The sequence below is a fragment of the uncultured Anaerotruncus sp. genome (assembly GCF_902490045.1).
Classification (GTDB): Bacteria; Bacillota; Clostridia; order Oscillospirales; family Ruminococcaceae; genus Anaerotruncus.
This window is the reverse complement of the sequence record NZ_CABUCJ010000071.1, coordinates 1-12,853: the sequence shown is the minus strand read 5'-3', so window position 1 is coordinate 12,853 and position 12,853 is coordinate 1. Positions and strand designations below refer to the sequence as shown.

The 12,853-nt window shown below is 64.7% G+C and carries 11 protein-coding genes; 9 read left to right on the top strand and 2 right to left on the bottom strand.

The genetic code is table 11. The annotated features are described in order from the left end of the window. Positions 1-354 precede the first annotated feature (354 nt). From RDM88_RS08535 to RDM88_RS08520, 4 genes are read left to right on the top strand one after another with little or no spacing between them, the layout of a single operon-like run. Positions 355-1,668 (top strand): hemolysin family protein, encoded by a 1,314-nt coding sequence (locus tag RDM88_RS08535; protein WP_308754438.1) that lies wholly within the window; start codon positions 355-357, stop codon positions 1,666-1,668. A gap of 37 nt (positions 1,669-1,705) precedes the next feature. Continuing rightward, positions 1,706-2,494 (top strand): glutamate 5-kinase, encoded by a 789-nt coding sequence (proB, locus tag RDM88_RS08530; protein ID WP_308754437.1) that lies wholly within the window; start codon positions 1,706-1,708, stop codon positions 2,492-2,494. Positions 2,495-2,521: 27 nt separating this feature from the next. After that, on the top strand, positions 2,522-3,766 hold the full coding sequence (locus tag RDM88_RS08525; RefSeq protein ID WP_308754436.1) for a glutamate-5-semialdehyde dehydrogenase: 1,245 nt from the start codon (positions 2,522-2,524) through the stop codon (positions 3,764-3,766). A 23-nt stretch (positions 3,767-3,789) separates the two neighbouring features. Continuing rightward, positions 3,790-4,551 (top strand): hypothetical protein, encoded by a 762-nt coding sequence (locus RDM88_RS08520; protein WP_308754435.1) that lies wholly within the window; start codon positions 3,790-3,792, stop codon positions 4,549-4,551. A 64-nt stretch (positions 4,552-4,615) separates the two neighbouring features. Here RDM88_RS08520 and RDM88_RS08515 read toward each other — a convergent pair whose 3' ends face one another. Beyond that, entirely contained in the window at positions 4,616-5,521 is a 906-nt protein-coding gene (locus RDM88_RS08515; protein ID WP_308754434.1) for a hypothetical protein, read from the bottom strand. A 126-nt stretch (positions 5,522-5,647) separates the two neighbouring features. After that, complete coding sequence (locus RDM88_RS08510) at positions 5,648-7,027, bottom strand: citrate synthase (RefSeq protein WP_308754433.1); 1,380 nt, start codon at positions 7,025-7,027, stop codon at positions 5,648-5,650. 157 nt (positions 7,028-7,184) lie between these two features. Between RDM88_RS08510 and spoIID the strand changes: the two genes are divergently transcribed. From spoIID to RDM88_RS08485, 5 genes are all read left to right on the top strand, one after another. Then, positions 7,185-8,276: a stage II sporulation protein D gene (spoIID, locus tag RDM88_RS08505; protein ID WP_308754432.1), complete on the top strand. Its 1,092-nt coding sequence runs from the start codon at positions 7,185-7,187 to the stop codon at positions 8,274-8,276. Positions 8,277-8,343: 67 nt separating this feature from the next. Further along, complete coding sequence (locus tag RDM88_RS08500; RefSeq protein WP_308754431.1) at positions 8,344-9,510, top strand: aminotransferase class I/II-fold pyridoxal phosphate-dependent enzyme; 1,167 nt, start codon at positions 8,344-8,346, stop codon at positions 9,508-9,510. 9 nt (positions 9,511-9,519) lie between these two features. Then, positions 9,520-9,876: a hypothetical protein gene (locus RDM88_RS08495; RefSeq protein WP_308754430.1), complete on the top strand. Its 357-nt coding sequence runs from the start codon at positions 9,520-9,522 to the stop codon at positions 9,874-9,876. Positions 9,877-9,958: 82 nt separating this feature from the next. Then, positions 9,959-11,341 (top strand): Trk system potassium transporter TrkA, encoded by a 1,383-nt coding sequence (trkA, locus tag RDM88_RS08490; RefSeq protein WP_308754429.1) that lies wholly within the window; start codon positions 9,959-9,961, stop codon positions 11,339-11,341. 26 nt (positions 11,342-11,367) lie between these two features. Continuing rightward, positions 11,368-12,816, top strand: coding sequence for a TrkH family potassium uptake protein (locus RDM88_RS08485; protein ID WP_308754428.1), 1,449 nt, complete (start codon positions 11,368-11,370; stop codon positions 12,814-12,816). The last annotated feature ends 37 nt before the right edge of the window (positions 12,817-12,853 follow it).

Below are 12,853 nucleotides of genomic sequence, written 5' to 3'. Positions count from 1 at the left end.
CTTTTCGTCCGCCCGAAAAGGAACCCGTGGCGCGCGGCGGAACGCGCTCGTGTTTCTTGCCGCTTACAAAGCGGCAATTCCCGAGGGTGCCCACCGACCGATGGGCGTAAAACCCAAATCGCCTGCCGGGGCGGTCGTCGGCGGGACACGCCTCGGACACCAGGCCTGCGGGCCGTCAGGACCCGGCAAGCTCCGCCGCTCAATGAGCGGCATATCAAAAACCGCCGCAGGTGAAAAAATTGAATTTTCAGTGAATATATGCTATAATCAATTGTTATCGGGCGGGATATTTGCTATGATAGCATCTGTACACCCGTACAAAATTCTGAAGACAATATGGAGGTTGGTTTTTTCTTGGACAGTACAAGCGGCATATTATACCTGGTGTTGGTGGTACTGCTTTGCTTCTCCGCCTTTTTCTCCGCGAGCGAGACGGCCTATTCGTCTCTCAACAAGATCCGCATGAAGAACTACGCGGACGGCGGCAACAAAAAAGCAAAACGGGCGCTTGCGGTCGTGGACGACTTCGACCGCCTGCTCTCGACCATCCTGGTGGGCAACAACGTCGTCAACATGGCGAGCGCGTCGATTGCCACGGTGATCGCGACGTCGATCTTCGGCGCCTCCGGCGCTGCGGTTGCCACAACGGTGATGACCATTCTGGTACTGATCTTTGGAGAAATCCTGCCGAAAACGCTGGCGAAGGAGAACAGCGAGTCGATCGCCATGAAGACGGGCGGCCTGCTCCGGTTTTTCATAAAGCTGCTGACCCCCGTGGTCTTCTTCTTCGTCAAAATCAAGGAGTTTTCCCTGCGCCTTTTAAAGGGCGCGGAGGCGCAGCCCTCCGTCACCGAGGAGGAGCTCAAATACATCGTCGAATCGATCGAGCAGGAGGGCGTGCTCGAGGAGCAGGAGAGCGACCTCGTGCAGTCGGCGCTCGACTTTGACGAGATCACCGTGCAGGAGATATTGACCCCGCGCGTCGACCTCGTCACGATCGATGTCGAGGACCCGCTCGACGAGGCGCTCGAGGTGGTGCTCGGCGCGCACTTCTCCCGCATCCCCGTCTACCGGGGCACCGTCGACAACATCATCGGCGTTTTACAGGTGCGCGACCTGCTCAAGGCGGTCGTGCAGAAGACCGACACCCGCCTTTCCCATCTGGTGACCGACTGCGTCTTCGTGCACAAGACGATGAAGATCTCCACCCTGCTCGCCGAGTTCAAGGCGAAGAAGCTGCACCTGGCGGTCGTCACCGACGACTACGGCGGCACAATGGGCATCGTCACGATGGAGGACGTGCTCGAACAGCTTGTCGGCGACATCTGGGACGAGTCGGACGAGGTGCGGGACGACTTCGTGCAGGTGGGGCGCGGCACCTTCATCGTGAGCGGCGACATGAACGTCTTCGAGATGCTCGAGGAGCTCGGCGAGGACGACCGTGGCTTTGAGAGCGATTACAACACCGCGGGCGGCTGGGCGATGGAAATGCTCGGCCACATCCCCGAGGCGGGCGAGCAGTACAGCTACCGCGACCTCGTGGTGACCGTGTCCGAGGTGGAGGAGCAGCGGATCCTTTCGCTGCGCGTCGAGCGGATCCCGACCCTCGAGGAGGAGCCGGATCCCGGCGAGGGGCGCCGGAGCGCGGACAAAAAGAGGGACGAATAATTTCATTCCCGCTTTGCGGGATGGGGAGCAGAGGACTATGAGGGATTTTTCAAGGGCCAGTCGGGTCGTGGTGAAGGTCGGTTCGTCCACCCTCACCCATGAAAGCGGGCTTCTCAACATCCGGCGGGTGGAGCAGCTCGTGAAAGTGCTCGCCGATATCAAGAACAGCGGACGGCAGGTCGTGCTCGTCTCCTCCGGCGCGCAGGCGGTGGGGGTCGGCAAGCTCGGGCTGCATGAAAAGCCCGCCGACATGCCCGGAAAGCAGGCGGTGGCCGCCATCGGGCAGTGCGAGCTGATGTACATCTACGACAAGCAGTTTTCCGAATTCAACCACGTCACCTCCCAGATTCTGCTGACCCGCGACGTGGTGGACGACGCGGCGCGCAAGCGAAACGCCGAGAACACCATCCGCCGCCTGCTCGAGCTGGGCACGGTGCCGATCGTCAACGAGAACGACTCGGTCTCCACGGAGGAGATCGAGTTCGGCGACAACGACACCCTCTCGGCGATGGTGGCGGTGCTGGCGGGCGCGGACCTGCTGGTCATCCTGAGCGACATCGACGGCCTCTACGACGGCAACCCGCGCGAGAATCCCGGCGCGAAGCTGCTGCACGAGGTGGTTGAGATCACGCCCGAGATCGAGGCGTGCGCCGCGGGCGCGGGAAGCGCGCGCGGCACCGGCGGGATGATCACCAAAATCCACGCAGCGCAGCTGGCGACGGCGGCGGGCGTCGACATGGTGATCATGAACGGCGCGCAGCCGAAAAAGCTCTACGACCTGTTTGAAAACGCGGAGATCGGAACCTATTTCCCCACGGCGAAATGACATTCCCATAAGAAGGAGGCGGAGCAGATGAACAGCCTGACCGAAACCGGGAAACGCGCCCGCGCGGCGTCCCGCGTACTCGCCTGCACGACCACGGGGCAGCGGGACGCGGCCCTTGCGGCGATCGCCGCGGCGCTCGAGGCGAACGCCGCGGAGGTGCTCGCAGAGAACGAAAAGGACCTCGCGGCGGCGAAGGAAAACGGCATGACCGAGTCGCTGCAGGACCGCCTGCGGCTGACGCCGGCGCGCATTTCGGGCATCGCGGAGGCGGTGCGCGACCTTGTGAAGCTGCCGGACCCGGTCGGGCAGATCATCGGCGGCGGCAACCGCCCCAACGGGCTCAAGATTGAAAAGGTGCGCGTGCCGCTCGGCGTGGTCGGCATGATCTACGAGGCGCGCCCCAACGTCACCGTCGACGCGGCCTGCCTCTGCCTCAAGTCGGCCAACGCCTGCATCCTGCGGGGCGGCAAGGAGGCCATCCACTCGAACGCCGCCTTCGCGAGGATCATGTGCGGCGCGCTCGAGGACGCGGGGCTCCCCCGCGACGGCATCCAGCTCGTCACCGACACCTCCCGCGCCTCCGCGGGCGACCTGATGACCCTCGACGGCTACCTCGACGCGCTCATCCCGCGCGGCGGCAGGGGGCTCATCCAGGCGGTCGTCAAAAACGCGAGCGTCCCGGTCATCGAGACGGGCGCGGGCAACTGCCACATCTATGTGGACGATTCGGCCGACCTGGAGATGGCGGTGCGCGTCTGCGACAACGCCAAGACCTCCCGCCCCTCGGTCTGCAACGCGGTGGAGACGGTGCTCGTGCACCGGGAGATCGCGGCGGCGTTTCTGCCCAGGCTCAAGGAGGCGCTCGACGTCCACCATGTCGAGCTGCGCGGCTGCGCGCGCACGGCCGCCCTCATCCCCGGCGTCGTCCCCGCCACCGAGGAGGACTACGACACCGAGTTCGACGACTACATCCTCGCGCTGCGGGTGGTCGACAGCCTCGATGAGGCGGTCGGGCACATCCAGCGGTACACCACCGGGCACTCGGAGGCGATCCTCACCGGGAATTATTCGCACGCGCAGGAGTTCACTTCCCGCGTCGACGCGGCGGCCGTCTACGTCAACGCGTCCACCCGCTTCACCGACGGCGGGGAGTTCGGCTTCGGCGCGGAGATCGGCATCTCCACCCAGAAGCTGCATGCGCGCGGGCCGATGGGCCTCAGCGAGCTCTGCTCCTGCAAATACATCGTGACCGGCAGCGGCCAGACCCGCTGACGGCCCGCGGAAAGGACACTGGCATGGAGAAAACGAATCAGACCCCGCAGCGGGACCCGGCCGAAGGGCTTCATTACCGGAAAAACAAATATGCCGCGCCGGTGGGGGGGATTTTCCTCTTCCTGGCGGCTGTGGGGCTTGTCGCGGTGGGCATCTTCTGTGTGCGCTTCACCCAGGGCCTGCTCGACAACACCCGCGAAAAGCAGAAGTTCGAGCAGATCATCACGCCGGTGCTGATGTTCGACCCGCTGCCCTTCGAGTCCCCCTCCGACGTGAATCCCCTCTTCCTGCTGCAGTCGTCGCTGTGGAGCGCGATGCTCGGGGAAAAGCGCGCCAGCTACCAGGAGGACCCGCTCGAGCGCGTCATGGTGCCCGCGTCCGACGTGGACGTGGCGTGCGCCCGGCTCTACGGCCCCGACGTGAAGCTGGAGCACCAGACCTTTACGATCAACTACGTGGACAACTACGTCTACGACGAGGAGACCAGGACCTACTACGTGCCGGTCACCGGCCAGGTGGGCATGTATACGCCGAGCGTCGAACGGGTGGTCAAGAAGGGGGACGTCTACACGCTGACGGTGGGCTACCTCCAGCCGACGACCGCCTGGACCCAGGCCACCGCCGACAAGGACGGCAAGCCGGAGGCGGACAAATACATGATCTACGAGCTGAAAAAAGTCAAGGACCACTACCAGCTCACGGCGATCCGCGACCTGCCCTCCGAGCTGCTCCCCGAATACAGCCAGCAGGCGCAGGCCGATTCGGCGGCCCAGCCCGCCGCATAACCCAAAACCGATGAAAAAGCCCGGTTCCGCGAAAGCGGAACCGGGCTTTTTTTCGTCTGTAAAGTCACCGGGCAAAACGCCTGAGGGAGAGGCAGAGGACCGCCGCGTAGAGCCCCGAGAGGAAATAGAAGACGGCGGACACGGGGGAGAGCCCGAGCGCGACGGTCTTCCCGGCGAGCGCGGCGGCGATCATGCCGCCCGGCACCGCGATTGCGAAGAGGGCGAACGCGGGCCCGAAAAAGAGAAGCTGGCGCAGGCCCTTTTCCACGCCGACGCCCGAGAGGATGCGCGCGTGCGCGAGCAGGAAGGGCGCCATCAGGATCATCATGACGATCGTGAGCATCTGGTCGGAGACGTTGCGGATCGCGGTGTAGGCCATAAAGGAGCTGAGCAGCTCGCCGATCTCCCACACGAGCGGCAGCAGCATCAGCCAGCCGTTTATCCGCAGGGTGCGCGGCCCGGGGCCGGAATGGGGGTCCGAAAGCGCGGAATCGGGATCGGCCGTGAAGGCGCGGAACCCGCAGGGAATCGTAAAGTCCCCGGCGCCCGCGATCCGGACAAAGAGGCAGGCGCCGACCAGCGGCAGGGCCAGCCGGAAGAGGAGGGTGAAGAGGCAGAGGAGCAGCTTGGGCATGAGCGGATAGTCGGCGGAAAGGACGCCGGGAAGCTCCCCCAGGCGCAACAGCGTCCGGCAGAACAGCGCGGCCCCCGCCGCGGCGGAGAGCGCCCGCAGCGGGAGGGTGAAGGCGACGGACGCGCCGCGCAGCTTCCGCCCGGAGAGGAAGCCCAACGCCAGCAGCAGCAGGACCGAGGCGCCCAGCAGGACGTTGAAGAGGAGGGGCAGCGCGCCGCCCCCCTCGTAAAAGCCGGTGGCGGGGTCGATCGCGGTGAGCTTTAGGACGATGCGCAGGAGAAGGCAGATCCCGGCGCATCCCGCGAGGGAAAGGAAGAGCGGGCGGTTTTTTGTCATGGCGGCCTCCGTGAAACGGGGACGCTCGCGCCCCCGGAATTTGGTTATCAGAAAATGGATATCCAAATAATGATACCACCTGACCGGGGGTCCGGTCAAGTGGTATCGTTTTGCATCCGGGGGAAATCAGCCGCGCTGCGCGAGGGGGAGGTAGGAATGTGCGCCCACGATCGACTTGTAGGCGGGGCGGATGATCTTTTTGCCGGTCGAAAGCTCCTCCAGCCGGTGGGCGCACCAGCCCGCCGTGCGCGCGATCGCGAAGAGGGGGGTGTGCAGCTCGTCGGGGATGCGCAGCATCCGGTAGACGAGTCCCGAATAGAGGTCGACGTTGGCGCAGGTGATCCGGTCGCTGCCCCATTTTTCCCGCAGCACGTCGGGCGCCAGCCGCTCGACCGCGTCGAGCAGGCGGAACTCGCCCTCGTAATCGGTGCCCCTGGCCAGCTTCATCGCGTTCTGCTTGAGCACCCGGGCGCGCGGGTCGCTTTTCGTGTAGACCGCGTGCCCCATCCCGTAGATGAGCCCCGAGCGGTCGCCCGCCTCCCCGGCGACGGCCCTGCGCAGGTAATCGCGGATCTCGTTGTCGTCGTCCCAGTCGTAGACGTTCGCCTTGAGGTATTCGAGCTGCTCGATCACCTTGTGGTTCGCGCCGCCGTGGCGGGGGCCCTTGAGCGCGCCGATGCCCGCCGCGACGGCCGAGTAGGTGTCGGTCTGCGCGGAGGTGAGCACCCGCACCGCGAAGGTGGAGCAGTTGCCGCCGCCGTGCTCGCTGTGCAGCGTGAGGCAGAGGTCGAGCAGATGGGCCTCCTCCTCGATGAACTGTTTGTCCGAGCGCAGCATCCGCAGGATGTTCTGCGCGGTGGAAAATTCGGGGTTGGGATTGTGCAAATACATCGAGCGGCCGTCGTACACCCGCTTTTTCACCTGGTAGGCCGCCGCCATGATCGACGGCATCCGCGCGATCAGCTCGATCGACTGGCGCATGACGTTCTCGATCGAATAGTCGTCCGGCCGGGGGTCGTAGGTGTAGAGCGCGAGCACCGAGCGCGCGAGCATGTTCATGATGTTGGGGCTCGCGGCCTTCATGATCATGTCCTCGGTGAAATTCTCGGGCAGCTCGCGGTTGTCCGCGAGGATTTCCGAAAAGCGGTTGAGCTGCGCGCCGGTGGGCAGGAAGCCGAGCAGCAGCAGCCAGGCCGTCTCCTCGCAGCTGTAGCGGTTTTCGGCCTGCGCGCCCGCGATCAGGTCGGTGATGCTGTAGCCGCGGTAGGTGAGCTCGCCGTCGATCGGCAGCTTTTCCCCCTCGCTGAGCAGGTAGCCGTGGACGTTGCAGACCTGCGTGATCCCCGCGACCACGCCGGTGCCGTCCGCGTTGCGCAGGCCGCGCTTGACGCCGAATTTGGCGCACAGTTCCTCGTCGAAACCGTTATACCGCGCGTACTCGCCGCATAGTAATTGAATATCCTGATTGAGCTGCTCATTGGGCGCAGCAGGCGTTTTGCCGTACATAACGGGAGCGCTCCTTTCCTCTTTCCACACAGATGCCCGGTGGGCGTTATCTCATATTGTATTCCGGCAGCGTGTGAAAGTCAATAGACGTTTCCGCCGAAAAGCGGCAAAAATGAAATTTTCAAATAGAAATCTTGCATAAACAGGAGGAAGTACAATGCGGTTCAGGGTGGCGGCAGGGCTGGTATTCGCCCTTTTGATGTTTCTGATCCCCCTTTTGGCGCTTGTGGGAAATGTGGACATGGTGCAGTATTCTCCGGCGGAAGATGCATCCGCACCGCAGGCGGCCGCACCCGCCGGGACGGGCCGGGACGCGCCCGAAACGGATTCGCCCGCGCCCGCGGCGCCTGCCGGGACAACCCCCGCGGTGGCGGTGGCGGACGACGGCTTCCGGGTGCTGGACGAGCGGACGGGGAAGGTGTTCGAGGTGAGCGCGCGGGACTACGTGCGCGGCGCGCTGGCGGCCGAGATGCCGCCGACCTTCCACCCCGAGGCGCTCAAGGCGCAGGCGGTGGCGGCGCACACCTACGCGCTGCGCCTGAAGGAACAGAACCGCGCCGCGCCCGACGAGACGCTCAAGGGGGCGGACTTCTCCGCCGACCCGCAGGGCTGGAAGAGCTACACGACGGAAGCGCTCTTCCGCGAGCGGTACGGCGAGCTGGCGGACGCCTACTGGAAGGCGGTCTGCGGCGCGGCGGACGAGGCCTGCCCCTACCTGCTCACCTGGGAGGGGGAGCCGATCGTGGCGGCCTACCATTCGATGAGCAGCGGCACCACCGAGGACGCCTCCAACGTGTGGACGGGCAGCGAGCCCTACCTCGTGCCGGTCGAGAGCTTCGGGGACACCCTCGCGCCCGACTACGAGACGACCGAACGGTTCCCGGTGCAGGAGGTGGCCGAAAAGCTGCAAAACGCCTGGCCGGGCATCTCGCTCGGGGAGGATCCGGCCGGATGGCTCAGGGTGACCGGGCGTTCGGAGGGAGGTTACGTCACCGGGATGACGGCGGGGGACCGGGCCATCCACGGCAAGGAGCTGCGGAGCCTGCTCGGGCTGCGCTCCTCCGACTTCACGGTCGCCTGCGACGGCGCGTTCTTCACCTTCACCGTGCGGGGCTACGGGCACGGGGTGGGCCTCTCCCAGTACGGCGCCGACTATATGGCGCGGCAGGGCGCCACCTTCGACGAGATCCTCGCGCACTACTATCCCGGCGCGGCGCTCGGCGTGATCGCCGGGGGGGCGGCATCCTGAGGGTTGCAAACCCGGCGGAATATGGTAAAATAACGGTATATACGGACGTGAAAAGGGGAAAAGAGACGTGAAATTTGCAAAACGCATGGACCGTTTCGGCGAGGGCATCTTCACGGTGCTGCTCAACATGAAGAAGGAACAGCTCGCGCAGGGCAGGCATGTGGTGGACCTGAGCGTCGGCACCCCCAACATTCCGCCCGCACAGCATGTCATCGACGCGCTCGTTTCCGCCGCGCAGGACAGGGGCAACTACGTCTACGCGATCAGCGACACCACCGAGCTCCAGGACGCTGTGGCGGCGTGGTATAAGCGGCGCTACGGCGTGGAGATCGACCCGCGCACCGAGGTCGTCTCGCTGCTCGGCTCGCAGGAGGGGCTCGCGCACATCGCGCTGTCGGTCGTGGACGAGGGGGATACGGTGCTCGTGCCCGACCCCTGCTATCCCGTCTTCGGCGGCGGCCCGCTCATCGCGGGCGCGAAGCTCTGGTACATGCCCCAGCGGCGGGAGAACGGCTACATCATCGACCTTGCGGAAATCCCCGAGGAGGTCGCCCGCGCGGCCAGGCTGATGGTCGTCTCCTACCCGAACAACCCCACCACAGCCATCGCGCCCGACAGCTTCTATCACGACCTGATCGCGTTCGCGAGGAAATACGGCATTATCGTGCTGCACGACAACGCCTACAGCGAGCTCGTCTTCGACGGGGAGACCTGCGGCAGCTTCCTGCGCTTTCCGGGCGCGAAGGAGGTCGGCGTCGAGTTCAACTCCCTCTCCAAGACCTACGGGCTGGCGGGCGCGCGGGTCGGCTTCTGCATCGGGAACCGCGAGGTCGTGTCGATGCTCGCCACCCTCAAGTCGAACATGGATTACGGCATGTTCCTGCCCGTCCAGAAGGCGGCCATCGCCGCAGTCACCGGCGACCAGTCGTGCGTCGCGGCGACCTGCCGCGCCTACCAGGACCGGAGGGACATCCTCTGCGACGGGCTCACCGCGATCGGCTGGCCGGTCGAGCGGTCGCGCGCCACGATGTTCGTCTGGGCCAAGCTCCCCGGGGGCCGCACCGACGACCAGGCGTTCGCCCAGGAGCTGCTCGCAAAAGCCGGCGTGCTCATGACCCCCGGCAGCGCCTTCGGTCCCTCGGGCCGCGGGTACCTGCGCATCGCGCTCGTGCAGGACGAGCCCGAGATGCGCCGGGCGATAGCCGCGATAGAGGGCAGCAGGCTGTTAAAGTGACGGGTTGATTTGGCGGCTTTCTTTGACGGCTTTCTTGAAAGAAAGCCTGCCAAAGAACTTTTGGTTCAGGCCGGCCTCGCCCTCCTGACGCGGGCCCGACCCGTGTATGAAAATTTTCGCCCGCCTTTTTTAAAAGGCGGCGGGGTGGCCGCGCGGCCCGCAGGCCGCAAGACACTTTTTTCCTTCAGGCGTATTTTTGGTTCCTTTTTACAAGAGAAAAAGGAACATCCGCAGGGGCGGTTTTCCGGTGGGAAAACCGCCCCTGCGTTCCACTTATTGGAAGGCAGCAAATTTTCGCCGGAAAAAGCCGCGCAAAACTTGCCGAACGCTGTCATTTGTGTTAAGATCGCATTAAAGCGAAGTTAAGAAAAGATTAAGATGAGATAAAGACGGGGCGCCCGCGGCTGTGACGGCCGCGGGAATCTCTGTGTAGGGGCGAAACGGAAAGATGAAGATTGTCATAGTGGGCGACGGCAAGGTCGGATGCACCCTGACCGAACGCCTGTCCAAGGAAGGGCACGACATCGTGGTGATCGACAACAACCGCCAGGTGCTGCGCGAGTCGGCGGAGATCTTCGACGTCATGGCGGTGCACGGCAACGGCGCGAGCCTGCGGGTGCAGAAGGCGGCGGACGTGCAGAACAGCGACCTGCTGATCGCGGCGGCGTCGGGGGATGAACTGAACCTGCTCTGCTGCATCATCGCGCGCAAGCTCGGATGCAAGCATACGATCGCGCGGATGCGCAACCCGGAATATGTCGAGCAGCTCTTTTTCCTGCGGGAGGAGCTGGGCCTGAGCATGATGATCAACCCGGAGCGCGCCTCCGCCAGGGAGATCTTCCGCCTGCTGCAGTTCCCGACCTTTTTGAAGCGCGATTCCTTTGCGAAGGGGCGCGCGGAGATCGTCGAGATCGTGCTGCGGGAGGGGGGCGTCCTCAGCGGCAAGCGCTTAAGCGAGCTCTACAAGATCGCGAAGGTCAAGGTGCTCGTCTGCGCCGTCGAGCGGGAGGACCGCGTCTACATCCCCGACGGCTCCTTCCGGCTCCAGCGGGGGGACAAGCTCTATGTCACGGCGTCCACACAGGATTTGACGGCGCTCATCAAGCACCTTGGGCTGGAGAAGATCAAGGTCCGCAACGCCATCCTCGTGGGGGGCAGCCGGATCGCCTACTACCTCGCGCGGGAGCTGGAGGAGGCGGGCATCGGCGTCAAGATCATCGAGACGTCGGAGGAGCGTTGCAACCAGCTTGCCGAGCTGCTGCCCCGCGCCCAGATCGTCCACGCGGACGGCTCGAGCCAGGCGGTGCTGCGCGCCGAGGGGATCGAGCAGACCGACGCGGTCGTGACGCTCACCAACATCGACGAGGAGAACCTGCTCATCTCGATGTTCGCCAACTACCTGCACGTCCCCAAGGTGGTCACCAAGATCAACCGCACCGAATATACCGAGGTCATCCGCGACAAGGGGATCGACAGCGTCATCAGCCCGAAGCTGCTCTGCGCCAACGACATCGTGCGCTATGTGCGCGCGATGCAGAACACCACCGGCTCGGTGCTGGCGCTCCACCGCATCGTGGACGAGCGGGTGGAGGCGCTGGAATTCCTCGCGAGCCCGTCGACCCGGCACCTCGGGGAGACCCTCCAGCAGATCACCCTCAAGCCGGACATCCTCATCGCCTGCATCAACCGGAAAGGCCGCATCATCATCCCTAAGGGCGACGATACGATCGAGCCGGGGGATACGCTGATCGTCGTGACGACCGCCGACCGGATGATCGTCGACCTCAACGACATCTTCGCCGACGCGCCCGAGCGGACGGCGGCACAGTAAACGGCGGCGCGGGAGGAAATGGCGGAATGAATTACCGGATCATTGCATATTTCATCGGGCGGATCCTGCGGCTCGAGGCGGTCTTTATGGTGCCCGCGCTCGCGATCTCGCTCTACCAGGGGGAACGCACGGCGGCGGCCGGCTTTTTGATCGCGATGGGCGCGCTGCTCCTCGCGGGCGTGCCCTGGTCGTGGAAGCGCCCCGAAAACCGCTCGTTCGGCGCGCGGGAGGGGTTCGTCACGGTGGGCCTCGTGTGGGTGGTCGTCTCCCTCTTCGGGGCGCTGCCCTTCTATTTCGGCGGGGGCATCCCAAGCTATGTCGACGGCGTCTTCGAGACGGTGTCGGGCTTCACCACCACGGGCGCGAGCATCCTGACCGAGGTGGAATCGATGGCGATGGGGCTGCTCTACTGGCGCAGCTTCACCCACTGGCTGGGCGGCATGGGGGTGCTCGTCTTCCTGCTGGCGATCGTGCCGATGACGCGCGGCTCGGGCGCCTCGCTGCACCTGCTGCGCGCCGAGAGCCCCGGCCCGCAGGTGGGAAAGCTGGTGCCCAAGATGCACCAGACGGCGAAAATCCTCTACGGCATCTATGTCGCGCTGACCCTGTTGCAGATCGTCCTGCTGCTCGCGGGGGGGATGTCCCTCTTCGACGCGGTGACCACCGCCTTCGGCACCGCCGGAACGGGCGGCTTCGCGGTCAAAAACGACAGCATGGCGGGGTACAGCTTCTACCTGCAGACGGTCGTCACCGTCTTCATGGCGGTCTTCGGCATCAACTTCAACATCTTTTACCTGCTGCTCATCCGGGAATTCGCCAAGGCGCTTTTCAACGAGGAGCTGCGGGTCTACCTCGGCATCATGCTCGGGTCGATCGCGCTTGTGACGGTCAACATCGCGCACCTCTACCCGACCGTGCGGGAGGCGCTTCACCACGCGGCCTTCCAGGTGTCGTCGATCATGACGACCACCGGCTTTGCCACGGCGGATTTCAACCTCTGGCCGGAGTTTTCCCGCTCGCTGCTCGTGCTGCTCATGGTGCTCGGCGCCTGCGCCGGGTCGACGGGAGGCGGTATCAAGACCGCGCGTCTGATTATCCTCTTCAAGTCGGTGCGCAACGAGGTGTGGAAGATGCTGCATCCCCGTTCGGTCAAGCTCGCGCGGATGGACGGCTCGATCCTTGAGGAGGGTACCCTTTACGGGGTCAACGCCTTCATGGCGGTTTACTGCATCATTGTCGCGGCCTCCGCGCTGCTCGTGTCGTTCGACAACTTCTCCTTTGAAACCAACGTGACCGCCGTCTTCGCCTGCCTGAACAACATCGGGCCGGGGCTGGGGCTGGTCGGCCCGATGGGCAACTATTCGGCCTTTTCCGATTTCAGCAAGCTGGTGCTCACCGCCAACATGCTGATCGGCAGGCTGGAAATTTTCCCGATCCTCGCGCTGCTGATGCCGACCACCTGGCGGCGCAGCTGAACCGGGGCGGGCGGCGGCGCTTGCGGGCCGCGCGCCC